Origin of the sequence: Ruegeria sp. PrR005 (assembly GCF_010500245.1) — a bacterium.
In the GTDB taxonomy this organism is placed as follows: Bacteria; Pseudomonadota; Alphaproteobacteria; order Rhodobacterales; family Rhodobacteraceae; genus Ruegeria_B; species Ruegeria_B marisflavi.
In genome coordinates, this window is record NZ_JAAGOX010000011.1 from 580,425 (window position 1) to 605,756 (window position 25,332).

General features: G+C 63.1%; 28 protein-coding genes. 20 read left to right on the forward strand and 8 right to left on the reverse strand.

Annotated features, from left to right (window positions below; genetic code table 11):
• Nucleotide 1: 1 nt before the first annotated feature.
• The 3 genes from coaBC to G0P99_RS09245 all read right to left on the reverse strand — a co-directional run bounded on the left by coaBC (nt 2) and on the right by G0P99_RS09245 (nt 2,988).
• Nucleotides 2-1,207, reverse strand: coding sequence for a bifunctional phosphopantothenoylcysteine decarboxylase/phosphopantothenate--cysteine ligase CoaBC (gene coaBC / locus G0P99_RS09235; RefSeq protein ID WP_164129085.1), 1,206 nt, complete (start codon nt 1,205-1,207; stop codon nt 2-4).
• Between the two features lie 78 nt (nt 1,208-1,285).
• Nucleotides 1,286-2,110 (reverse strand): ChaN family lipoprotein, encoded by an 825-nt coding sequence (locus G0P99_RS09240; protein ID WP_164129086.1) that lies wholly within the window; start codon nt 2,108-2,110, stop codon nt 1,286-1,288.
• Nucleotides 2,107-2,988: an RNA polymerase factor sigma-32 gene (locus G0P99_RS09245; RefSeq protein ID WP_164129087.1), complete on the reverse strand. Its 882-nt coding sequence runs from the start codon at nt 2,986-2,988 to the stop codon at nt 2,107-2,109. The genes G0P99_RS09240 and G0P99_RS09245 overlap by 4 nt, the downstream gene beginning before the upstream one ends.
• Before the next feature lie 100 nt (nt 2,989-3,088).
• Here G0P99_RS09245 and cobU point away from each other — a divergent pair, with 100 nt between their 5' ends.
• From cobU to G0P99_RS09265, 4 genes are read left to right on the forward strand one after another with little or no spacing between them, the layout of a single operon-like run.
• A complete protein-coding gene (gene cobU / locus G0P99_RS09250; RefSeq protein WP_164129088.1) occupies nt 3,089-3,610 on the forward strand; it encodes a bifunctional adenosylcobinamide kinase/adenosylcobinamide-phosphate guanylyltransferase in 522 nt (173 codons plus the stop codon).
• Nucleotides 3,607-4,185, forward strand: coding sequence for a histidine phosphatase family protein (locus G0P99_RS09255; RefSeq protein ID WP_164129089.1), 579 nt, complete (start codon nt 3,607-3,609; stop codon nt 4,183-4,185). Before cobU ends, G0P99_RS09255 begins: the two co-directional genes overlap by 4 nt.
• A gap of 59 nt (nt 4,186-4,244) precedes the next feature.
• Nucleotides 4,245-5,120 (forward strand): glutathione S-transferase, encoded by an 876-nt coding sequence (locus G0P99_RS09260; protein WP_164129090.1) that lies wholly within the window; start codon nt 4,245-4,247, stop codon nt 5,118-5,120.
• Nucleotides 5,121-5,177: 57 nt separating this feature from the next.
• Nucleotides 5,178-6,692 carry a YifB family Mg chelatase-like AAA ATPase gene (locus G0P99_RS09265; protein ID WP_164129091.1) on the forward strand — a complete coding sequence of 505 codons (1,515 nt, stop codon included), beginning with the start codon at nt 5,178-5,180 and terminating at the stop codon, nt 6,690-6,692.
• 15 nt (nt 6,693-6,707) lie between these two features.
• Here the strand turns inward: G0P99_RS09265 and gshB are convergent, their stop codons facing one another.
• The 3 genes from gshB to rsmI are packed head-to-tail and all read right to left on the reverse strand — an operon-like array spanning nt 6,708 to nt 8,934.
• Nucleotides 6,708-7,640, reverse strand: coding sequence for a glutathione synthase (gene gshB / locus G0P99_RS09270; RefSeq protein WP_164129092.1), 933 nt, complete (start codon nt 7,638-7,640; stop codon nt 6,708-6,710).
• 60 nt (nt 7,641-7,700) lie between these two features.
• Nucleotides 7,701-8,075, reverse strand: coding sequence for a YraN family protein (locus G0P99_RS09275; protein ID WP_164129093.1), 375 nt, complete (start codon nt 8,073-8,075; stop codon nt 7,701-7,703).
• Between the two features lies 1 nt (nt 8,076).
• Nucleotides 8,077-8,934: a 16S rRNA (cytidine(1402)-2'-O)-methyltransferase gene (rsmI, locus tag G0P99_RS09280; protein WP_164129094.1), complete on the reverse strand. Its 858-nt coding sequence runs from the start codon at nt 8,932-8,934 to the stop codon at nt 8,077-8,079.
• 84 nt (nt 8,935-9,018) lie between these two features.
• On the opposite strand from rsmI, the gene G0P99_RS09285 reads away from it, so the two are divergent.
• The 5 genes from G0P99_RS09285 (at nt 9,019) to G0P99_RS09305 (ending at nt 15,368) form a co-directional block, all read left to right on the forward strand.
• Nucleotides 9,019-10,194, forward strand: coding sequence for a penicillin-binding protein activator (locus G0P99_RS09285; protein ID WP_164129095.1), 1,176 nt, complete (start codon nt 9,019-9,021; stop codon nt 10,192-10,194).
• Nucleotides 10,154-12,985, forward strand: a complete 2,832-nt coding sequence (locus G0P99_RS09290; RefSeq protein ID WP_164129096.1) for a [protein-PII] uridylyltransferase — start codon at nt 10,154-10,156, stop codon at nt 12,983-12,985. The genes G0P99_RS09285 and G0P99_RS09290 overlap by 41 nt, the downstream gene beginning before the upstream one ends.
• The gene (murJ, locus tag G0P99_RS09295) at nt 12,982-14,523 is read left to right on the forward strand and encodes a murein biosynthesis integral membrane protein MurJ (RefSeq protein ID WP_164129097.1); all 1,542 of its coding nucleotides are present in this window, start codon (nt 12,982-12,984) and stop codon (nt 14,521-14,523) included. Before G0P99_RS09290 ends, murJ begins: the two co-directional genes overlap by 4 nt.
• Entirely contained in the window at nt 14,520-15,104 is a 585-nt protein-coding gene (locus G0P99_RS09300) for a Crp/Fnr family transcriptional regulator (protein WP_164129098.1), read from the forward strand. The genes murJ and G0P99_RS09300 overlap by 4 nt, the downstream gene beginning before the upstream one ends.
• Before the next feature lie 72 nt (nt 15,105-15,176).
• A complete protein-coding gene (locus tag G0P99_RS09305; protein ID WP_164129099.1) occupies nt 15,177-15,368 on the forward strand; it encodes a DUF2892 domain-containing protein in 192 nt (63 codons plus the stop codon).
• A gap of 18 nt (nt 15,369-15,386) precedes the next feature.
• Here the strand turns inward: G0P99_RS09305 and G0P99_RS09310 are convergent, their stop codons facing one another.
• On the reverse strand, nt 15,387-16,073 hold the full coding sequence (locus G0P99_RS09310; RefSeq protein WP_164129100.1) for a rhomboid family intramembrane serine protease: 687 nt from the start codon (nt 16,071-16,073) through the stop codon (nt 15,387-15,389).
• An 85-nt stretch (nt 16,074-16,158) separates the two neighbouring features.
• On the opposite strand from G0P99_RS09310, the gene trpS reads away from it, so the two are divergent.
• Entirely contained in the window at nt 16,159-17,187 is a 1,029-nt protein-coding gene (gene trpS, locus G0P99_RS09315; RefSeq protein WP_164129101.1) for a tryptophan--tRNA ligase, read from the forward strand.
• 87 nt (nt 17,188-17,274) lie between these two features.
• A complete protein-coding gene (locus tag G0P99_RS09320; protein ID WP_164129102.1) occupies nt 17,275-17,760 on the forward strand; it encodes a VOC family protein in 486 nt (161 codons plus the stop codon).
• A gap of 34 nt (nt 17,761-17,794) precedes the next feature.
• Here the strand turns inward: G0P99_RS09320 and G0P99_RS09325 are convergent, their stop codons facing one another.
• Nucleotides 17,795-18,844: a Glu/Leu/Phe/Val dehydrogenase gene (locus tag G0P99_RS09325; RefSeq protein WP_164129103.1), complete on the reverse strand. Its 1,050-nt coding sequence runs from the start codon at nt 18,842-18,844 to the stop codon at nt 17,795-17,797.
• Between the two features lie 131 nt (nt 18,845-18,975).
• Between G0P99_RS09325 and G0P99_RS09330 the strand changes: the two genes are divergently transcribed.
• The 9 genes from G0P99_RS09330 to G0P99_RS09370 all read left to right on the forward strand — a co-directional run bounded on the left by G0P99_RS09330 (nt 18,976) and on the right by G0P99_RS09370 (nt 25,300).
• Entirely contained in the window at nt 18,976-19,437 is a 462-nt protein-coding gene (locus tag G0P99_RS09330) for an Lrp/AsnC family transcriptional regulator (protein ID WP_164129104.1), read from the forward strand.
• A 60-nt stretch (nt 19,438-19,497) separates the two neighbouring features.
• A complete protein-coding gene (locus G0P99_RS09335) occupies nt 19,498-20,361 on the forward strand; it encodes a branched-chain amino acid aminotransferase (RefSeq protein WP_164129105.1) in 864 nt (287 codons plus the stop codon).
• Nucleotides 20,358-21,440 (forward strand): AbrB family transcriptional regulator, encoded by a 1,083-nt coding sequence (locus tag G0P99_RS09340; protein WP_164129106.1) that lies wholly within the window; start codon nt 20,358-20,360, stop codon nt 21,438-21,440. Before G0P99_RS09335 ends, G0P99_RS09340 begins: the two co-directional genes overlap by 4 nt.
• A 21-nt stretch (nt 21,441-21,461) precedes the next feature.
• On the forward strand, nt 21,462-21,917 hold the full coding sequence (locus G0P99_RS09345) for a universal stress protein (RefSeq protein WP_164129107.1): 456 nt from the start codon (nt 21,462-21,464) through the stop codon (nt 21,915-21,917).
• Between the two features lie 10 nt (nt 21,918-21,927).
• The gene (locus tag G0P99_RS09350; protein ID WP_164129108.1) at nt 21,928-22,521 is read left to right on the forward strand and encodes a 2-hydroxychromene-2-carboxylate isomerase; all 594 of its coding nucleotides are present in this window, start codon (nt 21,928-21,930) and stop codon (nt 22,519-22,521) included.
• 70 nt (nt 22,522-22,591) lie between these two features.
• Nucleotides 22,592-23,155 (forward strand): NifU family protein, encoded by a 564-nt coding sequence (locus G0P99_RS09355; RefSeq protein ID WP_164129109.1) that lies wholly within the window; start codon nt 22,592-22,594, stop codon nt 23,153-23,155.
• Nucleotides 23,145-23,735: a tRNA (adenosine(37)-N6)-threonylcarbamoyltransferase complex dimerization subunit type 1 TsaB gene (gene tsaB, locus G0P99_RS09360; protein WP_164129110.1), complete on the forward strand. Its 591-nt coding sequence runs from the start codon at nt 23,145-23,147 to the stop codon at nt 23,733-23,735. The genes G0P99_RS09355 and tsaB overlap by 11 nt, the downstream gene beginning before the upstream one ends.
• Complete coding sequence (locus tag G0P99_RS09365) at nt 23,732-24,145, forward strand: GNAT family N-acetyltransferase (protein WP_164129111.1); 414 nt, start codon at nt 23,732-23,734, stop codon at nt 24,143-24,145. The genes tsaB and G0P99_RS09365 overlap by 4 nt, the downstream gene beginning before the upstream one ends.
• Before the next feature lie 156 nt (nt 24,146-24,301).
• Nucleotides 24,302-25,300: a BMP family protein gene (locus G0P99_RS09370; RefSeq protein WP_164129112.1), complete on the forward strand. Its 999-nt coding sequence runs from the start codon at nt 24,302-24,304 to the stop codon at nt 25,298-25,300.
• Nucleotides 25,301-25,332: the final 32 nt, after the last annotated feature.

Sequence of the window (25,332 nt, forward strand, 5' to 3'; positions counted from 1 at the left end):
CTCATGATCCCGCACGACCGAGCGCCTCGGCGATCCGGAGCGCCAGCCTTTCGGCCACCTGGTCCTTGCCCATGCGTGGCCATTCCTCGGCCCCGCTATCTGAAATCAGGATGACCGCGTTTTCGCTGCCGCCCATGATGCCGGTTGCCGGGCTGACGTCATTGGCAACGATCCAGTCACACCCCTTGCGCAGACGTTTGGCCGTCGCGTTCTCGACAACGTCGTTGGTCTCTGCCGCAAACCCCACCACGAGTTTCGGGCGCCCCTGCTCCAGCCGGCTCACGCGTTTCAGGATGTCCGGGTTTTCGGCGAACTCCAGCTCCGGCAGCCCGTCTTTCGATTTCTTCAGCTTGCGGTCCGAGGCGCTGGCGACCCGCCAGTCCGCCACGGCTGCCGCGAACACCCCGGCATCCACGGGCAGGGCCGCATCGACGGCCGCATCCATTTCGCGCGCGCTTTCCACCCGCACCACATGCACGCCCTGGGGCGGCGGCACGCTTGCCGGTCCGCTGACAAAGATCACCTCGGCCCCCAAGGCGGCCAGAGCGCTAGCCACGGCTGTCCCTTGGGCACCCGAAGACCGATTGGCAATGTAGCGCACCGGATCGATCGGCTCGTGCGTCGGACCGGAGGTCACCAGAATACGCCGCCCCTTCAATGGACCGTCGCCCAGGGCTTTCTCGACAGCTGCCACGATCTCCAGCGGTTCGGCCATCCGGCCCGGCCCGTATTCTCCGCAGGCCATGTCGCCCTCATTCGGGCCGACGAACCGGATGCCATCCCTAGCCAGCTGATCCCGGTTGCGCCGGGTCGCCGGGTGCTGCCACATGCGCACATTCATCGCGGGCGCAACAAGCACCGGCGTATCTGTCGCCATCAGCAGGGTAGAGGCAAGGTCGTTGGCCAGACCGGCCGTCATCTTGCCCATCAGATCGGCAGTGGCCGGAGCGACCACCACAAGGTCGGCCGAACGCGACAGCTGGATATGCCCCATCTCGGCCTCGTCCGTCAGGTCGAAAAGGTCGCGATACGCCTTCTCGCCCGCCAGCGCGGAAACCGACAACGGAGTGACGAACTCTTCGGCAGCCGGCGTCAAAACGGGTGTCACCGCCGCCCCGCGTTCGCGCAAGCGCCGGATCAGGTCCAGCGTCTTGTAGGCGGCGATGCCGCCGCCGATGATCAGAAGGATACGTTTGGATGCCAGCATGTCCGCGCCATTTTTCCCCAAGGATCGGCCCGAACTTAGGAGAGGTAGCGCACAAGTGCCAGCGGATAATCCCCGGCCTCAGCTCTTGTCGAATGCCGCACAGGGGTCTTCGCGCGGCGCTGCCGGGCTGTCGATCACCGCGTCGAAGGTCCCTTCGATTGCACCCTCTTCGGACTGGCCCAGCGTGAAGACACGCAGCCCGGGCTGGACCCGGGACAGGAAGACCGGAATGCCGCGATCGCTGCGGGCATGTCCGTTGCCGGTGATCACCGCGATCGGGCCGCCGGTTTCCTCACGCGCCCGCAGGATCGCACGGGCGAGAACCGCGTCGCGCAAACGCTGAACCGCAACCAGTTTCGGGAGCATTTCGGGCGGCATCGCATTGCAATGCGATGCCTGCTGATCCGCCTCGCGGGCGGCCTGTTCCTCGTCCGACAGCGATACCCCCAGACCAAATCGCGCTGCATCTGCGCCCAGCGCGGCAGCCGCGCCGGTTTCCATCGCCGCGCGCGCCGCCGTACGCGGCACCAGAGCGCCATAGACGGGCGCATCGGCGGCCTGGAAAACCGGCAGATACATCGCCAGCGGCGGCCAACCCAGTTCGGCCCATCGCAGGATACGCGCCAGTTCCTCGGGATCCTGAACGGCCTTGCGGGTCAGCCGGGCCGCGCCCTCTTCGGACAGCATTTCCCAGACCACAGCAGATGGGGCGAGCGCCGTTACCGCCTCGGCCTGGACAAGGTGATGCTGCGGGTTGTCGTGGGTCTCGCCCAGAATAACCACATCGGCCTGACGCATGTCGTTCAGGACATCCGCCGGGATCAGATCACCGGACATGGCCGCCTTTATTGGCGCGACCAGAAACAGAACAAGGGCAAGGCCCGGAATCGCAATGGCTTTCATGCCAAGAAGTGTTGCACCTCACGCGACTGCGCTTCAAGGCTCTTGCGCATCTTGGCAAAGGCCGCCGCTTCAAGCTGACGCACCCGCTCCTTGCTGAGGCCAAGTTCCTCACCCAGGCTTTCGAGTGTCCTCGGCTCTTCGCGCAACTTACGTTCGCGCACAATAAACCGTTCGCGTTCGTTCAGCGCCTTCATCGCCGTCAGCAACCATTCACGCAGTTGGGCGTTATCATGGGCGTGCTCGACAAGTTCGGCCGCCTGTGCGCCGTCATCTTCCAGCGCCTCGATCCATTCGCGCCCTTCCTCGTCCGAGGCCTGCGTCGCATTCAGCGAAAAGTCTGACCCGGACAACCGCCCGTCCATCATCTCGACATCGCGCAAAGGCACACCAATCTCCGAAGCGATCATCTGGTGCAACTGATGCTGGTCCAGGGCGATCCCGTCCGACGCCGCCTCGCGCTCCAGCCGGGCCTGAACCCGCCGCATGTTGAAAAACAGGGATTTCTGGCTGCTGGTCGATCCGGTCCGCACCATCGACCAGTTCCGCATCACATAGTCCTGAATGCTGGCCTTGATCCACCAGACCGCGTAGGTCGAAAACCGGACACCCCGGTCCGGGTCGAACTTGTCGGCGGCCTTCATCAGCCCCAGACCCGCCTCCTGGATCAGATCGTTCATCGGCGCTCCATACCGGCGGAACCGCGCCGCCATCGATATGGCCAACCGCATATATGCGGTGATCAGGCGGTGCAGCGCCTGTTCGTCCCGTTGGTCTCGCCAAGCATACGCCAATCTCAATTCCGTTTCGGCGTCCAGCAACTCGGCCTTCATCGCCTGCTGGGACATGCTTGTATCTCTTGGGCTATTATCCAGTGCCATTCATCACTCCCCAATGTCCGGCGCCAAACTTGACTTTTACCTCGGTCGTATTGTCCTTACGCAGAAACCAGGATTGCGGATCACCTGAAAGGTAAGAAATTTGCATCCCAAATACACCTTGATTATTGGCGGTGCGGCATCCGGCAAATCCGCCTTTGCAGAGGAACTTGTTGTAGCGACTGGGAAATCCCGGAAATATTTCGCGACTTCACAAGTGTTTGATCAGGAAATGCGCAGCAAGGTGGACCGGCATCTGGTGCAACGCGGCACCGGGTGGGAGACCATCGAGGAGCCGCTTGAACCCGGACCGACCCTGTCGGCGCTGTCCGCTGACGACATCTGTCTTTTCGATTGCGCCACGATGTGGTTGAGCAACCAGATGCTGGCCGGTGCCGATCTGAAGGCCGCGCAGAGCCGCCTGATCGAGGCAATCCGCACCTGCCCGGCACAGCTTGTCATGGTCACGAACGAGGTTGGGCATGGCATCGTTCCGGACAATGCGCTGGCCCGGCAGTTTCGCGAGGCACAGGGGCGGCTCAACATCGCGCTTGCGGCAGAGGCCAATCTTGTGGTGCTGGTGACGGCGGGCCTGCCTCTGGTCCTCAAGGGACAGTTGCCATGACCCGGCTGCATCTGATCCGGCACGGACCCACACATGCCAAAACCATGGTCGGCTGGTCCGATCTGCCCGCCGACCTGAGCGACACCGACCTGCTGGCGCGCCTCTCGGGACATTTACCACAGGACGCGCTGGTTGTTTCGTCTGACCTGATCCGCGCCGCCGACACCGCCAGTGCCATCCAGGGCGACCGGCATCGGCTGCCGCACCGCGCCGGCCTGCGGGAAATCAACTTTGGCGCATGGGAACTACGCCGCTATGCCGAGATCGAGGCCGAGGACCCGGTGCTTGCCCGGGCGTATTGGGAAACGCCGGGGGACACATCGCCGCCCGGCGGCGAAAGCTGGCATCAGGTCTGCGACCGCGTGAATGCCGAGATCGACGCGCTGATCGTCGCGCATCCCGGGTCCAATCTGATCGTGGTAGGCCATTTCGGCATGATCCTGACCCAGGTGCAACGCGCTTTGGCAATCACGGCGGAACAGGCGTTTTCGCACCGGATCGACAACCTGTCGGTCACCGAGATCACCCGAATGCCGGACAATTGGCACGTCGGCCGGATCAATCATCTCGTGTGATGCGCGGAACCACGAAACAGCGTTTTACGCGACATGAGTGTCCTGCCTAAATTGCGTCCATGACATACGATCTGTTTATCGGCGACCGCATGTTTTCCAGTTGGTCGCTGCGCGGTTGGCTGATGCTCGAGAAATTCGGCATCCCCTACCGGTCACATATGGTGGGGCTCTATTCCGGGACCATGTCCCAGGATCTGGCCCAGCTCGCGCCCGCGCGCCAGGTTCCTGCGCTGCGTACCCCCGAGGGGGTCGTGGTCGGCCAAAGCCTTGCCATGGCCGAAACGCTGGCCGAACGGCACCCGGACGCGGGGCTCTGGCCCTCGGATCCGGCGCAGCGTGCGACCGCGCGCTGGCTCTGCGCGGAAATGGTGTCGAGCTTTACCGCGCTGCGGGGGCAATGCCCAATGCAGTTGTTGCACATCTACCAGGGGTTCGAGCCATCCGAGTCGACCCGCGCGGATCTGGAGCGCATTGAAACCCTTTGGGCACATGCCCGATCTGTCTCCGGCGCGCATACCGGTCCACTTTTTGGTCGCTACTCTCTGGCCGATGTCTTCTATACGCCGGTGGCGGCGCGGATCATGGGCTATGGCCTATCCGTCAGTGCGGCCAGCCGCGCCTATTGCCTGGAACTGCTCAGCGACACCAGCGTGCGGCAATGGCGCGCGATGGGGGCGACCGTAAATTACGATCCGATGCCCTATGCAATGGACTTGCCGACCTCGCCCTGGCCGGTCGGCACCAGCGGCTCGGCCCGTGCAGTGGCAAACGGCCCATCGATCAACGCCAACTGCCCCTATTCCGGCAAGCCGGTCACCGACTATCTGGAAATGGACGGCCGGATCTGGGGCTTTTGCAACCCGTTCTGCCGCGACAAGACCGCAGCCGACCCCGGTGCCTGGCCAAAATTCATCGCGATGACCGCAGCCGGTTAACCTTTCTTAAACCTGCCTCGCGGTAGCAACGAAGTGTTAACCAAGAGACAAGAACGAATGGTCGCCCGCGCCTATACCGTCGCCTTTCAGGGGGTCGAGGCCCGCCCGGTCGAAGTGCAATGTGCCGTGACCCCCGGCTTGCCGGCGTTTTCCATCGTCGGCCTGCCGGACAAGGCGGTGTCCGAGGCGCGCGACCGGGTGCGGAGCGCACTGAGCGGCATGGCCATTGCCCTGCCGTCCAAGCGGATCACCATCAACCTGTCGCCTGCCGACCTGCCCAAGGAGGGCAGCCATTTCGACCTGCCCATCGCGCTGGCGCTGCTGGCCGCTTTGGAAATCGTACCGGCGGATGCCGCGGAAAGCACACTGGCACTGGGAGAGCTGTCGCTCGACGGGACCCTGATCCCGGTGACGGGCGCCCTGCCCGCCGCGATGACCGCGGCCGAGGAAGACCGGATGCTGCTCTGCCCCAAGGGGTCGAGCGCCGAGGCGGCCTGGGTCGATGCGACCAAGGTGATCGGGGCCGAAACCCTTGCGGCCGTCATCCGCCACTATACCGGACAGGCTCCGATCGACGCGGCGCAACCGGGCGAGGTGCAATCACCGGCATTCCTGCGCGACCTGCGCGACATCAAGGGGCAGGAGCGCGCCAAACGCGCGCTGGAGATCGCCGCAGCCGGGCGCCATCACACGATCATGGTGGGCACGCCGGGATCAGGGAAATCCATGCTGGCGGCCCGTATCCCCGGCATCCTGCCACCGCTGACCGCGATCGAGGCGCTGGAAACCTCGATGATCCATTCGCTGTGCGGATTGCTGGACGAAGGCGGCATCAGCCGAACGCGCCCTTTTCGCGAACCGCATCACACCGCCTCGATGGCGGCCATTGTCGGTGGCGGCAAGGGGGCCAAACCCGGCGAGATCAGCCTTGCGCATAACGGGGTGCTGTTTCTGGATGAGCTGCCCGAGTTCTCTCGGACCGTTCTGGAGACCCTGCGACAGCCGATTGAAACCGGCGAGGTGATGGTCGCCCGGGCCAACGCGCATGTGAAATACCCCTGCCGCTTTATGCTTGTGGCGGCGGCCAACCCGTGCCGATGCGGATATCTGACCGATCCAGCGCGGGCCTGTTCGCGCGCGCCCGGTTGTGGCGAGGATTATCTGGGCCGCATCTCGGGCCCGCTCATGGACCGGTTCGATCTGCGTATCGAGGTGCCGCCGGTGGCCTTTACCGACCTCGACCTGCCGCCCAGCGCCGAAGGATCTGCCGAGGTCGCGGCCAGGGTCGCGGCCGCCCGCGAAATTCAGACGATGCGGTTCACCGGACAATCCGGCATGCGTCAGAACGCCGATGCCGAAGGCAAGATTCTGGACGAAATCGCCACGCCAGATGCCGAGGGCCGGGACCTGCTGCTGAAGGCTGCGGATCGGTTCGGCCTGTCGGCGCGGGCCTATCACCGCATCCTGCGGGTGGCCCGCACCATCGCGGACCTTGCAGGGGAAACAGATGTAAGGCGGCCGCATGTGGCCGAAGCGCTCAGTTTCCGGGTGGCAGCAAAGGCGCTTGCCTGAGCCATTACTTCCGCGTCAGAGCTTGGCCTCGATCGCCTCCCAGATGCGGGCGGCGATGTTGACGCCGTCGAACCGCTCCAGTTCCTGGATGCCGGTGGGCGAGGTCACGTTGATCTCGGTCAGATAGTCGCCAATGACGTCGATGCCGACAAAGATCTGCCCCTTTTCGCGCAGAAGCGGCCCGATGGTGGCACAAATCTCTAGGTCGCGCTCGGTCAGTCCGATCTTTTCCGGGCGCCCGCCCACATGCATGTTCGACCGCGTCTCGCCCTCGGCTGGAACGCGGTTGATCGCGCCGACAGCCTCGCCATCGACCAGGATCACCCGCTTGTCGCCCTTGCGGACGGCGGGCAGGTATTTTTGTACAATCAGGGGCTCGCGCGAGAAGCCGGTGAACAGCTCGTGCAGCGACGACAGGTTACGGTCGTTCTCGTCCAGACGGAACACACCTGCGCCGCCATTGCCATAAAGCGGTTTCAGGATGATGTCCCCATGCCGGGCCTTGAACGCACGGATCGTATCGAGATCGCGGGCAATTGCGGTCGGCGGGGTCAGCTGCGGGAAATTCAGCACCAGCAGCTTTTCGGGATAGTTGCGCACCCAGAACGGGTCATTCACCACAAGGGTCTGGCCCTTGAGCCGATCCAGCAGATGGGTCGAGGTGATGTAGTGCATGTCGAACGGCGGATCCTGACGCAGCCAGACCACGTCGAAATCGGCCAGATCCACCTCGCGCAGCGGTCCCAGAACCGCCGGGTTTCCCGCCACCCGTTGCACGGCCATGTCATGGCCACGCGCGGTGATCCGCCCTTCCTGATAGGCCAAATGGTCCGGGCCGTAGTAAAACAGTTCGTGTCCCCGCGCCTGCGCCTCTTCGGCCAGCCGGAACGAGCTGTCGGCGTTGATGTTCACGGCCCCGATCGGGTCCATCTGAAAGGCGATCTTCATATTGTGTCCCTCGCTAGCGGCTGTCCGATACATGGCGCAGCCGGCAGCGGGGTTCAATGGTCATCCATCATGACCAAAGGCATTCTCGAGGATTTGAAACCGGCCCATACTGTCGACCAGCGCCACATCAAAGCGCACGGGCGTCAATTGCCCCAGCGGTTCTGCCGCCAGGAATTCTGCGGCCGCCTCTTGCAACCGGATCATCTGCCGGGACCCAAGGCTGGCCGCGGCGCTCTCGAAGTTGCGGCTTTGCTTGACCTCGACAAAGATCAATTCATGATCTGCGCGGATGATCAGGTCAATCTCGCCACCTTGACCGCGCCACCGGCGGTGATCGACGCGACAGCCCCGTCTTTCGTATTCCAGCGCGATCCGCGCTTCTGCCGCGTCGCCGGTCAGATGATTGCGCAGACCGCGACGGGTGCGAGACGTCATATCACCGTTTTCCCAGTTTCAACGCCATCTGGTAGACCGGCCGCCGCGGCACGCCGTGCATGCGCGACACCAGATCGGCCGCATCCTTTACCGAATGACTTTCAAGGGCTTCGATCAACGATTGTTCTATATCGACTTCCTTAACCGGATCCGAACGCGCCCGGTCCACCAGAAGGACGATTTCACCTTTCACCGGGGAATCCACCAACGAGGCGCCTATGCTCTCCAGGCTGCCCCGCCGTATCTCTTCGAACTTTTTCGTCAACTCCCGGCACAAGGCCGCCGGGCGCTCGCCCCCCAGCACCGCGCACATGTCGGCAAGACTGTCGCCCACGCGTTTGGGCGATTCGTAGAAAACCAGTGTTCCGGGAACATCGCGCAGGACCTCAAGCCGTGTTTTTCGGGCCGACGTGGAATTGGGCAGGAAACCGGCGAAAAAGAACGCATCGGTCGGCAACCCGGCCAGGGTCAGCGCGGCCAGGGCCGCTGACGGACCCGGGGCGCATGTCACCATGTACCCCGCTTCGGACGCGGCTTTGCTCAGCTCATACCCCGGATCCGCGATCAGCGGCATCCCCGCCTCGGACGCATAGGCGACCGACCGTCCCTCGGCCAGCGCCTCCAGCAGTTTCTCCCGCGCGGCCACACCCGAATGGTCATGATAGGCAATGACCCGCCTGCCATCGAGGGGCACGCCGTGAATATCGAGCAAATGTCTGAGAGAGCGTGTATCCTCGGCCGCGATGACATCGGCCGATGCCAGCACATCCAACGCCCTCAGCGTGATGTCGCGCGCGGCACCGATCGGTGTTCCGACAAAGTACAAACCTGCGGGCAATCTGAGCTTTTGGTAATTCAACGCTGGACCCGTGTTTTGTGACGTTTATTATCGCGGCTCGACCAACGCGGCGGTCTGCCGCCGGATTAGGGAGCTATTCATTAGATGTTTGCCATTTACAAGCCCGCCCGCAAGTTGGCCCTTTCCGCTTTGGCAATTGCGGCTGCCGCGCTGCTGGCCTCATGCGACACCGGCACGATCGGAGGCGGGGGGCCGACCATCAATACCTCGAAACCGGTCCCGGTGGCGTTGCTTGTGCCGCGCGGATCGGCCCAATCCGGCGATGCCGTACTGGCCCAAAGTCTTGAGAACGCGGCCAGAATGGCCATTGGCGACCTGCAAAACGTGCAGATCGACCTGCGTGTGTACGATACCGCGGGGAACGCCAATACAGCCGCAGCGGTTGCGCAGCAGGCGGTGGCCGATGGCGCCAAGATCATTCTTGGCCCGGTCTATGCACAAGCTGCAAACGCAGCCGGCCTGGCGGTGCTGAACCAGAACATCAACGTCCTTTCCTTCTCCAACAACACCAAGATCGCCGGCGGAAACGTCTTTGTCCTTGGGCCGACCTTCGACAACACGGCGAACCGGTTGGCCAGCTTCGCGGCCCGCCAGGGCAAGGGAAACATCGTCGTCGTGCACAGTAACGACGAAGCGGGGCAGGTCGGCAAGGCCGCGATCACCAACGCGATTTCCCAAACCGGGGCAAAACTGGCCGGATCCGTTCAGTTCGAACAGTCGCAGCAGGGCGTGATCGCCGCCGTTCCACAGGTCAAGGCCATGGTCGACGGGACCGGCGCCGATTCGGTCTTTTTCACCGCGACCACGGCGGGTGCCCTGCCGCTCTTTTCGCAACTGCTGCCCGAAGCGGGTGTTTCCCCCGCAGAAAAACAGTTCATCGGCCTGACCCGCTGGGACATTCCGTCTCAGACCTTGGCATTGCCGGGCGTACAGGGCGGCTGGTTCGCGCTTCCCGATCCATCGAAATCCGCCGCCTTCACGGCGCGGTACCAGGCAGCCTATGGCGGTGCGCCGCACCCGATCGGGGGCCTGGCCTATGACGGGATCGCCGCCATCGGCGCGCTGGTCGGCGCGGGCAAGGCGGATGCCCTCACCGGTGCCGCCCTGACGCAAGGCGCCGGTTTCCAGGGTGTCGGCGGCATCTTCCGCCTGCGCCCGGATGGGACTAATGAGCGGGGACTGGCTGTTGCCACGATTCAGAACAAACAGGTGGTTGTGATTGACCCTGCCCCACAAAGCTTCTCCGGCGCCGGCTTCTGAGCCGGACCGAGCTGTCAACCCGATCCGCCCGGACCTGACGGGAGATCTTGTATGCGATCCGGCCTCGGTTTTTGACGCTGAGGCCGTTCTCGCACAGGTCCAGGCGGCGGCGACGGACGCCGCCGACAACGCCGCCTTGCGCGCGGCGGTGGTTTCGATCCTTCGGGAGGTGCAGAAGTCAGGGCGCGCGGCGATCGCAGATGCGTTCGCCGCCCATCCTTTTGCCGCGCGCCCGATGACCCGCGCCTATACCTATCTGACCGACGGGCTGGTCAAGACGGCGATGTATGTGGCCTCTGGCCTGCTTCACCCTTTGGCCAACCCGACCCAGGGCGAGCGCATCGCAGTCATGGCTGTCGGCGGTTATGGGCGTGGCGAAATGGCCCCGCATTCCGATGTAGATCTGCTGTTCCTGACCCCCTACAAGATCACCGCCTGGGCAGAAAGCGTGATCGAGTCGATGCTCTACATGCTCTGGGATCTGCGGCTGAAGGTCGGGCATTCTTCGCGCACCGTGGCGGATTGTGTCCGCTTGGGACGCGAGGACTTCACCATCCGAACCGCCATGCTTGAACACCGGTTCCTGACCGGCCACCGGCCCTTGGCCCAGTCGCTGGACAAGAAGCTGAAATCAGACCTGTTCAAGGACACCGAGCGCGAGTTCATCGAGGCCAAGCTGGAAGAGCGCGATGCCCGGCACCGCAAGCAGGGGCAACGCTATATGGTCGAGCCCAATGTCAAGGAAGGCAAGGGCGGGCTGCGCGACCTTCAATCGCTCTACTGGATCTCGAAATACGTCTACGGGGTCAAGGACACTGCCGAGCTCGTGCCTCTGGGTCTTTTCACTCCGACAGAATACCAGACCTTTGTGCAGGCCGAAGATTTCCTTTGGGCCGTGCGGGCGCATCTGCACATCGTCACTGGCAGGGCCACAGAGCAGTTGACCTTTGACCTCCAGGTCGAGGTCGCCGAGCGCATGGGCTATGAGGATCGAGCGGGCCGGCGCGGTGTCGAAGTCTTCATGCAGAGATATTTCCGCGAAGCCACCCGCGTCGGCGAGCTGACCCGGATATTTCTGACCAAGCTCGAGGCGCAGCACATGAAAAGCGCGCCCATCCTCGAAAGGATTTTCCGGCGCAGACCCAAGACCAAGCCCGAATACAAGGTTGTGCACGGGCGACTGGACGTCGTTGACCCCAAGGCTTTCCTGTCCGACAAGCTCAATCTGCTGCGCCTCTTCGAGGAGGGGCTGCGCACCGGGATGCTGATCCATCCCGACGCCATGCGGCTGGTCACCGCCAATCTTGCCCTGATCGACGACGACATGCGCAACGACAAGGAAGCGCAACGCCTGTTCCTCGATCTGCTGCTGAAGCACGGAAATCCGGAACGTGCGCTCAGGCGGATGAACGAACTGGGAGTTCTGTCGGCTTTCATTCCAGAATTCGAGCCGATCGTGGCAATGATGCAGTTCAACATGTATCACAGCTACACGGTGGACGAGCACATCATTCAGACCATCGTGAACCTAGCCCAGATCGAAAAAGGCGAATTGGTCGAGGCGCTGCCGCTGGCCTCGTCCATCCTGAAAGCGGGCGTCAACCGCAAGGTACTGTACACCGCCCTGCTGCTGCATGACATCGCAAAGGGGCGCCCCGAGGATCACTCCATCCTGGGCGCCAAGATCGCCCGCAAAGTGGCACCTCGACTGGGGCTGAACAAGGCGGACTGCGATACCGTCGAATGGCTGGTGCGATACCATCTGCTGATGTCTGACATGGCGCAGAAACGGGATATCTCGGATCCCCGCACCGTGCGCGATTTTGCCAAGGCGGTGCAGACCGTGAAACGCCTTGATCTGCTGACCGTGCTGACGGTCTGCGACATCCGGGGTGTGGGACCCAATACCTGGAACAACTGGAAGGCCACGCTGCTGCGCGCCCTGCACGCCGAAACCAAGCGTGCGCTGGAAACCGGGATGGAGGACCTCAACCGCGAGGGCCGGGGTAACGAGGCCAAAAAGGCGCTGCGCGAGGCGCTTGCCGACTGGCCGCGCGAGGATCTCAAGACGGAAACCGGGCGCCATTACGATCCCTATTGGCAGGGTCTGAATCTCTCCACCCATATCGAATTTGCCGAAATGCTGCGTGCGCTTGAGGAAAGCGGCGATCCGGGTGCCGTCGAGATTCGCCTAGTGCCCGATCTTGACCGCGACGCGACCCGCGCCTGTTTCGCCATGGCCGATCACCCGGGTATCTTTTCCCGGATGGCAGGCGCGCTGGCGCTGGTGGGGGCAAACGTGGTCGATGCCCGCAGCTATACCACCAAGGACGGCTATGTGACCGACGCCTTCTGGATCCAGGACGCCGAAGGGCACCCTTATGAGGCTGCCCGTCTGCCCCGGCTGAGCCAGATGATCCTCAAGACGCTCAAAGGCGAAGTGGTGGCGCGCGAGGCGTTGAAATCCCGCGACAAGATCAAGAAGCGGGAAAAGGCGTTCAACGTTCCGACCCATGTCACTTTCGACAACGACGGGTCCGAGATCTATACCATCATCGAGGTCGACACCCGCGACCGGCCCGGCCTGCTGTATGATCTGGCCCGCGCGATGGCGGCGGCCAATGTCTATATCGCCAATGCGGTTATCGCGACCTATGGCGAACAGGTTGTCGATACCTTCTATGTCAAGGACATGTTCGGGCTGAAATACTATTCAGAGACCAAGCAGCGCGCACTTGAGAAGAAACTGCGCGAAGCGATTTCCGAAGGCGCGAAACGGGCCGCATCATGAAGCCCATTCGCCTCATGTCCGGATTTTTCACGGTCGGATTCTGGACGCTGGCCAGCCGCATTCTCGGTTTTGTCCGCGAAATGATGCTGGCGGCCTATATCGGCCCCGGCCCGGTGATGGACGCCTTTGTCGCCGCTTTTCGCCTGCCCAACCTTTTCCGCCGCTTCTTTGCCGAGGGCGCCTTTAACGCCGCCTTTGTGCCGATGTTCTCGAAACGGCTGGAGGCGGACGAAGACGCCGTTCTCTTTGCGCAAAAGGCGCTGAACCTGCTGACAGCGGCTGTGCTGACCCTGGTCGGGTTGGCCATGGTGTTCATGCCAGGCCTGATCTGGCTGACGGCCAGCGGGTTCGCGGGGGATGGGCGCTTCGATCTCGCCGTGGGCTACGGCAAGATCGTGTTCCCCTACATTTTCTTCATGTCCCTCGCGGCGCTGTTCTCGGGCGTTCTGAACGCGACGGGTCGTTTTGCTGCCGCCGCCGCCGCACCTGTGCTGCTGAACATCTTTGCCTGTTCGGCAATGCTTGCGGGCTCAATTTTTGGTGGCGCTGTGATCAACTGGCTGATCTGGGTGATCCCGGCTGCGGGCGTGGCGCAACTGGCGCTGGTCTGGATCGCAACCGAGCGGGCGGATATCCGTCTGCGCCCCGGCCTGCCCCGCCTTGACCCCGAGATGCGCCAGCTGGTTCGTGTCGCCTTTCCCGCCGCTCTGGCGATGGGGGTTACGCAGATCAACCTGGTGGTCGGTCAATTGGTGGCCTCGCGCACCGAAAGCGCGGTCAGCTGGCTGTTCACCGCCGACCGCCTTTACCAATTGCCGCTGGGCGTGGTCGGTATCGCGGTCGGTGTGGTGTTACTGCCCGACCTGTCCCGGCGCCTGCGCGCGGGCGACATGGATGGGTCGCGCGATGCCTATTCGCGGGCCGGAGAGTTCTCGCTGATCCTGACCCTGCCTTCGGCTGTGGCCCTGGTGGTGATGCCGCTTCCCCTGGTCTCGGTTCTTTTCCAGCGCGGCGCCTTCGGGCCCGAGGACACCGCTGCAACCGCGATTGCGGTTGCGATCTACGGTTTGGGTCTGCCTGCCTTTATGCTGCAAAAGGTATACCAGCCGCTGTTCTTCGCCCGCGAAGACACCAAAAGCCCGTTCCGCTATGCGGTGGTGGCCATGGTGGTGAACGCCGGGCTGGCCTTTGGCCTGTATCCTATCGTCGGCTGGATCGCCCCGGCGATTGCCGCCAGCGCGGCCGGCTGGGCCATGGTGGCACTCCTCGCCACTGGGGCGCGCCGGATGGGCGATGTGGCCCGTTTCGATGCACGTTTCAATCGCCGGGCTGGCCGAATTCTGGCCGCCTCGCTGATCATGGGCGCGGCGCTTTATGCTGTGCTTATCCCGTTTGGCTGGGTTCTGGCCTTGCCGGGCTGGCGCTATCTCGGTCTGCTGTCGCTGATCCTGCTTGCCGCAATTGTCTACTTCGGGGTCGGGCATTTGATCGGCGCGTTCCGCCTGTCGGAATTCCGCCGCGCGCTGAGGCGGTCATGACCCGGCTGGATTGCCCTCCCGGCACCGTCCTGTTTCGCGCAGGCCAGGAATGCCCGGGTTTTCTGCGCCTGGACGAAGGGTCGATCCGCGTCACCCTGACCGCCGCCAATGGGCGCGAGGTGGTTCTCTACCGGGTCGGCCCCGGCGATGTGTGCCTGCAAACCTTTGCTTGCCTGACCGAGGGGCGCAGCTACAGCGCCGAGGGCGTGACCGAATCCCGCGTGCGGGGAACCCTGATCGGACACGCCGAGTTTCGCCGCGCAATGGCCGAAGACGAAGCGTTCCGGTCCGAGATCCTGCACGCAGTCGCCCGCCGGTTCGCCGATTTCGAACACCTTGTCGAAGACGTCGCGCTGACAGGCTTCGACACCCGCCTTGCCCGCGTCTTGTTGCGGCTTGCACAGGGAGATACCGTGGCCGCCACGCACGAGGCGCTGGCAGCCGAGACCGCATCGGGCCGGGCCTTTGTCAGCCGCCGACTGGCCGAGTTTACCAGACAGGGGCTGGTCGAGCTCGCCCGTGGGCGCGTCACGCTGCGGGACCGCGCCGGATTGGAACGGATTGCCGCAGAAGAACGGTGACACTGTCACCGACACGCGGCGCGTGATCGTACAGAACCGGGGCATCCATATCATCCAGGAAGGAACCCGGACATGACCCGTAACGAAGGCACCCTTGATCGTGCAGCCCGAATCATCCTTGGGCTGATCCTGCTCTCGCTGACTGTCGTCGGCCCGCAAACCATGTGGGGTCTGATCGGCATCGTACCGCTTCTGACCGGTCTGGTCGGCAGTTGCCCGCTCTACAGCATTTTCGGCATCAGCACCTGCCCGCTGAAGAAGTGACCTCTGGCGGCCGGGCCGTCAATCGTGACGGATCCGGCCGCGGATACGGGACCAGCCGCCGGGCGCCAGAAAGAAGGACAGCGCAAACCCGGTCGCAAATCCGGCAAGGTCGGCCACCCAGTCGAGGCCACCGCCAAACAAAAGCCCGAACAACAGTTGCGCCCCCATCAGGAACGCGATCAGGCTGAAGGCGCGGGCCTGATTCTCGCCCACCCGTGAAAGGTTGCGCCACAAAAGCCAGGTAAAGGCGCCGATCAGCCCATAGACCGGCGGGAAGCCTCCAACCAGCGCCACCGGCGAGTCGGTGAGGACACCATAGCCCAGTGCGCCCACGGCACCCGAAGCGATGAACACCACCAGCATGGCAACGCTGCCAAAGCTTTCGGCCACCATCTTGCCCATCGCCAGCACAAAGACGCAGACAAAGAGCGACTGGGTAAAGGACACATTGACGAACGGATAGGTCACAAACCGGATCACATGTTCGACAGGCCAGCGTCCGGAGTCCCACATCCAGGCCAGGATATCGGGTGAAAACGCATAAGACTGCATCGCCGCCAGCCGCCAGCCCACCGCCTGCGGCCCCCCGACGATCCCCCGCGCGCCAAGCGAAAAGGCCAGTTCTATCCCGATGATGAACAGCACCAACGCCACCACGACGGGCGGCAGGGGGTTCACGGGCGATGTATCGTTATCACTGCTCATGGGCGGGCCTTTCCCGGCTGTTGACGTCCCTTTGCCTCATGGGTAAGCGACGGGGGCCGAATTTTCCAGACGGGAGTTCCCCATCATGACCGAAACCAAATTCACGCCGCGCGTGTTTTCCGGCATTCAGCCTTCGGGAAACCTGCATCTTGGTAACTACCTCGGTGCGCTCAAGCGATTTGTGGATATGCAGGGACCAGAGATGGAGACCGTGTACTGCATGGTCGATCTCCACGCGATTACCGTCTGGCAAGACCCCAAGGAACTTGCGCATTCCACGCGGGAACTGTGCGCAGGCTTTATCGCAGCCGGAATCGACCCGGAACAGTCGATCCTGTTCAATCAAAGCCAGGTGCCCGAACATGCGCAACTGGCCTGGATCTTCAACTGTGTCGCGCGCATGGGCTGGATGCAGCGCATGACCCAGTGGAAGGACAAGGCCGGCAAGAACCAGCAGAACGCATCGCTGGGCCTGTTTGCCTATCCGTCGCTGATGGCCGCCGATATCCTGATCTATCATGCCACCCATGTGCCGGTAGGCGAGGACCAGAAACAGCATCTGGAACTGACCCGCGACATCGCCATCAAGTTCAACAACGATTTCGGTGTCGATTTCTTTCCGGTCACCGAACCGGTGATCGAGGGCGCCGCAACCCGGGTGATGAGCCTGCGCGACGGCACCAAGAAAATGTCGAAATCCGACCCCTCCGACATGAGCCGGATCAACATGACCGACGGTGCCGACGCCATCGCGCAAAAGATCCGCAAGGCCAAGACCGACCCCGACGCCCTGCCCTCGGAGATCGACGGGCTGGAGGGGCGGCCGGACGCTCGCAACCTGATCAACATCTATGCCGCCCTTGCCGACCAGAGCGTCGAACAGGTGCTGGCGGATGTGGGTGGCAAGCAATTTGGCGAGTTCAAGCCGATGCTGGCCGAACTGGCCGTTGCGAAACTGTCCCCGATCTCGTCCGAGATGGCACGTCTGATGAACGATCAGGCCGAGATCGACCGCATCCTGGCCCGTGGCGCCGAACGCGCCCGCATCATCGCCGAACCGATCCTGCGGCAGACCTACGACATCGTGGGCGTGGTCTCGTCCGCACGCGGATGATGTGCACCCGCGCAGGCGATTTGCGCGGGATTTCGGCCTTTCGCATGGCGCGTCTTCGCCCGATATTCAGGGGAAAGGAGACGCGCCATGACCTATACCGCCCCGGCTGGCACCTGTGTCGGCCATGTTCATCTGAAAGTATCCGACCTCGACCGGTCCATCGCGTTCTATCGCGATGTCCTGGGGTTCGAGTTGCAGCAGAAATTCGGTGACAGCGCCGCCTTTCTCGGGGCTGGCGGATATCACCACCATATCGGGCTGAACACCTGGCACAGCCGGGGCGGCCCCCAGCCGCCTGCACGGGCAACCGGTCTTTACCATTCGGCTTTCCTGTACCCCGATCGAAAGGCCCTTGGCACAGCCGTGCGCCATGTGCTTGAGTCCGGCGTGCCGCTGGATGGTGCCGCCGACCACGGGGTCAGCGAGGCGGTGTATCTGAGAGACCCGGACGGAAACGGGGTGGAGCTTTATCGCGACCGACCCGTGGATGAATGGCCACGCCTGCCCGATGGCAGCCTCGCCATGGGCAGCGACCCGCTGGACCTTCACGCTCTTATCGCCGACGCAGGATAGATCGGCCCCCGAGAAGGGGGCCAATCTGTTCGAGTTACGCCGCTTTCGGCTGCAAGATCTCGTCGACAATCGCGTCGGCGACTTCTGCCGGGCTGACGGCCAGAGTACGGGCGCGCGTCAGGATCCGGTCCATCGTCCGGTCAAGCGCTGTCAGCTTTTCGGCCACCCATGCCTCGCGCCCCGAAATCTGCTGGATCTCGGTCGCCACATTGATGATGCCGCCGCCGTTTGCTACGTAGTCCGGCGCATAAAGGATACCACGGGCGTGCAGGCGCTTGCCGTCATCCGGTGTGGCAAGCTGGTTATTCGCGCCACCGGCCACAACGGAAACCTTCAGCTGCGGGATCGTCTCGGCATTCAGGATCGCACCAATGGCGCAGGGGGCAAAGATGTCGGCATCGACCCCATAGATCGCATCGGGGGCAACGGCGGTCGCGTCATAAAGCTCTGCCACACGGGCCACCTGGGCGCTGTCGATATCGGTCACGATCAGTTTCGCCCCAGCCTGATGCAGATAGCCGCACAGATAATGCCCGACATGGCCCAGCCCCTGTACAGCGACGGTACGACCCGTCAGGTCGACGGAACCCAGACGGTGTTTCGCCGCCGTACGGATCGCATAGAAAATTCCGCGCGCGGTGATTGGCGAAGGGTCACCGCTGGCGAACGCCCCATCCGCCAGCCCGGCGACAAACCTCGTGCGGGTACCGATCCGCGCCATATCGGCGGGGGTCATACCCATGTCTTCGGCCGTCCAGTAGCGCCCGTCCAGCGTGTACACCGCCATACCGAACGCTTCGAGCAATTCCGGTGTCTTCTGTGTCGCCGGGTCGGCGATGAGCACTGCCTTGCCGCCACCCAACGCCAGATCGGCCGCGGCGTTCTTGTAGGTCATGCCGCGCGACAGGCGCAGTGCGTCGGTCAGCGCGTCAACCTCTTGCGCATAGCGGCGCATCCGCACCCCGCCCGCAGCCGGGCCGCGCAGAGTGGAGTGAATGGCAATATACCCGACCAACCCGCTGGCCCGGTCCTCGATCCGCACCACCTCTTGATGGTCGGGTGCCTCTACGGCGGTAATCTGCATGGAATCCTCCGAATATCCTGGCCGGAAACTGCCACAGACCGGTCGCCGTTTTTCACCAAGATTGCGCGGTGAATGAGATCAGGTTAGAGGAAAACTATAAAAATCATCGCCAGAATGGAGATTTCCCCCAAATGGATCAGATCGACCACAAGATCGTCCGCGCCCTGCAAAAGGATGGCCGGATGACCGTCACCGAGTTGGCGGACAAGGTCGGGCTGTCGCCCACGCCCTGCGCCCGGCGGCTGGACCGTTTGCAACGGGATGGGGTGATCACCGGCTACAGCGCGACTGTGGACCCCGCGAAACTGGGGCTGTCTGTCTCCATCTTCGTCTCGGTCGAACTGGAAAAACAGGACCGGGCGGCGGTGGACGCCTTTGAAAAGGCGATCCTGCGCTGCGACGAGGTGATGGAATGCTACCTCATGACCGGGTCGCGTGACATTCTTCTACGGGTCGTGGCCGCCGATCTGGCGGCCTTTGACAGGTTCCTGGAAAACCGGCTGATGAAAATTCCCGGGATTCGAAATCTGCGCTCCAACTTCGCCCTACGCACGATGGTGCGGCGCGATGCCTTGCCTGCAACGGGGCGCTAAACAGGTCTGGACCTCTGACCCAACCGCGCCTAACGTGACGGCATTCCGAAGGAGGCGACCATGGCAACTGGCAAGAACATCCGCACCTATTTCGAAGGATCCTGGCATGACGGCGACGTGCCGATCATGCGCGCGGCGGATCATGGTGCATGGCTGGGTTCCGGCGTTTTCGACGGGGCACGGTATTTCGACGGCATGGCCCCCGACCTTGAGGCGCATTGTGCGCGCGTCAACCGTTCGGCCCAGGCGCTGATGGTCACACCCACCGTCTCGACCGAAGACATGGTCGAGATCGTGCGCGAGGGGCTGAAGGCCTATGGCAAGGACAAGGCCGTCTACATCCGGCCGATGTACTGGGGTATCGACGGCGACATCACCGCGATTGTTCCCAATGCGGACACCACCGGTTTTGCGATCTGCCTGGAAGAGATCCCGATGGCGCCCGCCACCGCCTCGGCAACGCTGACAACAACCCGGTTCCGGCGTCCCGTGCTGGAAGACGCGGTTGTCAATGCCAAGGCCGGATGCCTGTACCCGAACAATGCCCGTATGCTGCAAGAAGCCCGGTCCAAGGGGTTCTCCAACGCGCTGGTCGCGGACGCCATGGGCAATGTCGCCGAAACCGCCACCGCCAATATCTTCATGGTCAAGGATGGCGAGGTGTTCACCCCTATTGCCAACGGGACGTTCCTGGCCGGCATCACGCGGGCCCGGCACATGAAGAACCTGCGCGCGGATGGCTACAACGTGCATGAAACCGTACTGACCTTCGCCGATTTCCATGCCGCTGACGAAGTGTTCATGTCCGGGAACATGAGCAAGGTGACGCCGGTCACCGCGCTGGACGATACCCAGTACCAGGTTGGCCCTGTCGCCCGTCGCGCGCGCGAGCTCTATTGGGACTGGGCGAAAACAACCGCGTGACCGCGCTGACACTTGGCCTGCGCCAGAACCTGCTGACACTGGCATTGGGCGGCTGTGGGGCCCTGGTTGCGGCACTGGTCCACATGCCGATGGCCTTGCTGGCCGGACCGGCGATCGCAGTATCGCTGGCCGGTCTGTTTGGGCTGAACCCGCAAATCTCGCCGATGCTGCGCGATGGCGGCTTTCTGATTGTCGGTCTCAGTATCGGCTCGATGGTTGGGCCTGACAGCATCGATGCAATGCTACGCTGGCCAGTGGCCTTTGGCCTGCTCGCCGTGCTGACCCTGTTGACCCCGTGGGCCGGGCGCTGGTTGATCCCGCGCCTTCTGCCCATCGACCGGGACGAGGCCTTTCTGGCCTCCGCTCCCGGTCATCTGAGCCTAGTGGTGGCACTGGCCGACAGCCTGCATTTGTCGCTGACCCGGCCGGTGGTGCTGGCCTCGATACGCCTGATGGCACTGACCCTGCTGGTTCCCCTGGCGGCCACGTTGGCCGGGATCGAGGTGGGGCTGGGCTTGCCACAGGCACAGATGGTCACCCCGGGCACCTGGATATTCGGCCAGCTAGTCGCGGCGCTAGCCTTGGCGCCTCTGTTGAAACGGCTGAAACTCCCCGCGCATGTGCTGATCGCCGGAATTCTGGTTGCCGCCACGACCCATTTCGGCGGCTGGACATCGGGCGGACTGCCCGGTTGGGCGTCACAGGCGGCCCTGATTCTGATGGGAAGCCTGATCGGAACCCGGTTTGGCGGTATGGGCTGGCGCGACCTGCGCCGCAGCCTTGCCGCGGGCTTGGCCATTGTCGGGCTGACCACAGGTCTGGCTGTCATGGCAGCGCTCCCCGCCGCTTATCTATCCGGATTGCCACTGCTGGATGTTCTGCTGGGGTTTTCTCCCGGCGGTCTCGAAACGATGATCATCCTCAGCGCCGCCCTTGGTGCGGACCCCAGTTTTGTCGCGGCGGCACATTTGTTTCGATTGTCGGTCCTTGCCGTTGTCCTGACCCTTTACGCCACGGACGTCGCGAGACGGGCCGCCGGGAAAAGCGATGGACAGCGTCAGACCCCTGAGGCAGATTGACCGGGATTGTGGAGGACCGACATGCGCAAGTTCCTAGTTGTACTGGATGACAGCCGCGAATGCCTGAACGCGATGCGGTTCGCAGCGATGCGCGCCGCCCATACAGGCGGCGGGGTTGCCATTCTGTCGATTATTCCGCCCGATGAGTTCAATCACTGGATCGGCGTTGGCGAAGTGATGCGCGAGGAGGCCCGCGAACGCATCCACGCGCATTTCGAAGTGTTTGCCAAATGGATGCGGGACAAGCAGGGCGTCGAGCCCGAACTGGTGATCCGCGAGGGAGAACCCGTCCCCGAGATCATCGCCCATATCCAGGAAGACCCGGAAATCGGTGTCCTCGTTTTGGGCGCAGGCACGGACAAGAAGGGCCCCGGCCCGCTTGTCTCGCAGATGAGCCGGTCGTCCGGCAGCCTGCCGATCCCGATCACCATCGTTCCCGGCGATCTGAGCAAGGAAAAGCTCGAGGCGATCACATAAAGGCCCAGCAATGGCCCGGCGTATCGTTTTCTGGTTCGAGTTCGCGTCGACCTATTCCTATCTGTCGGCGATGCGGATCGAAGAGGCAGCACACCGGCATGGCTTAACTGTGGTGTGGGAGCCATTCCTGCTGGGGCCGATCTTTGCCGCGCAGGGATGGACAAGCTCGCCGTTCAACCTCTACCCGTCCAAAGGCCGCTACATGTGGCGGGACATGGAACGGGTTTGCGAAATGCGCGGCCTGCCATTTGTCCGGCCGGATCCCTTTCCCCAAAATGGACTGGCGGCCGCCCGCCTGGCTTTGGTGGCCCGGGAACTGGACCACATCGCGCCGTTTACCCGCGCTGTTTTCACGGCAGAGTTCGGACGGGGACAAGATATCTCCAACCCCGCGGTTCTGGCCGAGTGCTGGGAAACAGCCGGATTACCGCTGCACGCGATGGAGCAGGCCCGGGCAGAAGAGACCAAGAAAGCCCTGTTTGCTCAGGGGGAAAGAGCCATTCAAGCGGGTTTGTTTGGCGCTCCCAGCTTTGTCGTAAGCGAAGAGCTGTTCTGGGGTGACGACCGGCTTGACCAGGCACTTGCCCTGGCCGCCACACTTTAGAACCGTTCCAAAGATTGACATTGGTGGGGTCTGGCCTCATATCTGACCAGAGAGATAAGGAATTCCGACCATGTTCATCCAGACCGAATCCACACCCAATCCGGCAACGCTGAAGTTCCTGCCCGGACAGACCGTTCTGGACGCAGGCACCGCAGATTTCCCTTCGGCCGAGGCCGCTGAAAAGTCGCCTCTGGCGGCGCGAATCTTTGCGGTGGATGGCGTGACCGGTGTGTTTTTCGGCAACGATTTCGTGACTGTCACCAAGTCTGACGCAGTTGCCTGGGACCATATCAAACCGGCAATCCTGGGCGCGGTGATGGAGCATTACCAGTCCGGCCAGCCCGTGATGGCGGCGGATGCACAGGCGGCTTCGGGCCATGCCGATCACAGCGGCGAGGATTCCGAGATCGTCAACCAGATCAAGGCTTTGCTTGACAGCCGGGTGCGCCCGGCGGTTGCCCAGGATGGCGGCGACATCACGTTCCACGGCTTTGATCGAGGCGTGGTCTATCTGCACATGCAGGGCGCCTGCGCCGGTTGCCCCTCGTCCACGCTGACACTGAAAATGGGGATCGAGAACCTTCTGCGCCATTACATCCCCGAAGTGACCGAGGTGCGCCCCGTTGCCGTCTGACCCGGTCGTTCTGGCATTCGACACATCGGCCGCGCATTGCGCGGCCGCTTTGCTGGTGGGCGAGCGGATCGTTGTTGCACGGACCGAGGATATGGGCCGTGGACAGGCAGAACGCCTTTTCCCGTTGCTCGAAGAGATCCTGTCAGAGGCTGGCAAGACCTGGCGTGATTTGACCGCTATCGGCGTGGGTGTTGGCCCCGGAAACTTCACCGGCATCCGGATTTCCGTTTCCGCCGCGCGCGGCCTTGCTCTGGCCTTGGGTATCCCCGCAGTGGGGATTGACGGGTTCGATGCGCGAAATTCGGTGACACCGGCGGGACAGATCGTTGCAATCCCGGCGCCACGGGAACAGTACTACATCCGTCCCGAGGGGGCTGAAACCGCCCTGGTCTCTCACGCGGAAGCCGCCTTGTCGGGACCGCTGCACACAGATGTCTCTGCACTCGACTTGATCCGGGCCATCGCGGTACTCGCCGCCTCTCGCGCCTGTGCAACCACCACCCCGCCCTCTCCGGTCTATGTCAGGCCGGCCGACGCCGCGCCGTCGCGCGACACGGCGCCCGTCTTGCTGGATCAATGACACCTGCTGATTTGGCCCATGCCCATGCCCGGGCCTTTGACCAGTCGCGCCCCTGGACCGAGAGTGAGTTCGCCGACCTTTTGAACAGCGACCACGTGCAGGTGATCGGAACAACCGACTGTTTCGCGGTGTTCCAGGTGGTCACGGACGAGACCGAGATGCTGACCATCGCCACGAATCCGCAATTGCGCCGCCAAGGTCTGGCCCGAGACCGGATTCAGATCTGGTTATCCATGGCTATCCGCCAGGGCGCCATACGGGCCCTGCTGGAGGTTGCCGCCGACAATTCAGCGGCGATCGCGCTGTACGACCGATGCGGTTTCACCCCCTGCGGACGGCGCAAGGGCTACTACAGGCGGCCAGACGGAGAAATGGTGGATGCGATCATGATGGAACGCGCTCTGCCCTGACGGCAATCACGAATTGCGGACCATGCGGTCAAAAAGCGGTTGACCCGCGCTATTGCAACCGGCCTTAATTATCGTCATCACAGCAGTTCTGCTCGCTATGAGCGGGGTGTCCGGATTTGTCCACCGCCCCGGAATAATAACCAACGGGAGTACAATATGACCCTCATGAAAACCCTGATGGGCGCCGCCACAGCCGTCGCGCTGACAGCGGGCGCCGCGCTGGCCGAACCTGCCCTGATCTTTGATCTGGGCGGCAAGTTCGACAAATCCTTCAACGAAGCCGCCTTTAACGGTGCCAAGCGTTGGGCCGACGAGACCGGTGGCAGCTTCCGCGAGATCGAACTGCAATCCGAGGCCCAGCGCGAGCAGGCCCTGCGCCGCTTTGCCGAGGCAGGCGCCAACCCGGTGATCACCATGGGCTTTGCCATGGCCGATCCGCTGAGCGCCGTGGCGGCGGATTACCCCGACACCAAGTTCGTTGCCGTTGACGTCACCTGGCTGGATGCGCCGAACATCCGTCAGATCGGCTTTGCCGAGCACGAAGGCTCCTATCTGGTCGGCATGCTGGCGGCGATGGCCTCGAAATCGGGCACCGTCGGCTTTGTCGGCGGCATGGACATTCCGCTGATCCGTCATTTCGGCTGCGGCTATGCCCAAGGCGCCAAGGCTGTGAACCCCGATGTCAAGATCGTGGCCAACATGACCGGCACCACGCCTGCGGCCTGGAACGACCCGGTCAAGGGCTCGGAACTGACCAAGGCGCAGATCAGCCAGGGGGCTGACGTTGTCTATGCCGCCGCTGGCGGCACGGGTGTCGGCGTGCTGCAAACCGCCGCCGACGAAGGTATCCTGTCGATCGGTGTCGACAGCAACCAGAACCACCTGCACCCGGGCAAGGTGCTGACCTCGATGCTGAAACGCGTCGACGTGGCCGTCTATGATGCGATGAAGGCAGGCGAGAACCTGGAAACCGGCGTGTTCAACATGGGCCTCGCCGAAGAAGGCGTCGGCTATGCGCTGGACGACAACAACGCGCCGCTGATCTCGGACGAGATGAGGGCTGCGGTTGACAAGGCACGCCAGGACATCATCGACGGCAACCTGAAGGTCGTCAGCTATTACGAGAATGACAGCTGCCCGGCTGTGAACTTCTGATCCTGAACGCGGGCCGGTCCGCCGGCCCGCAC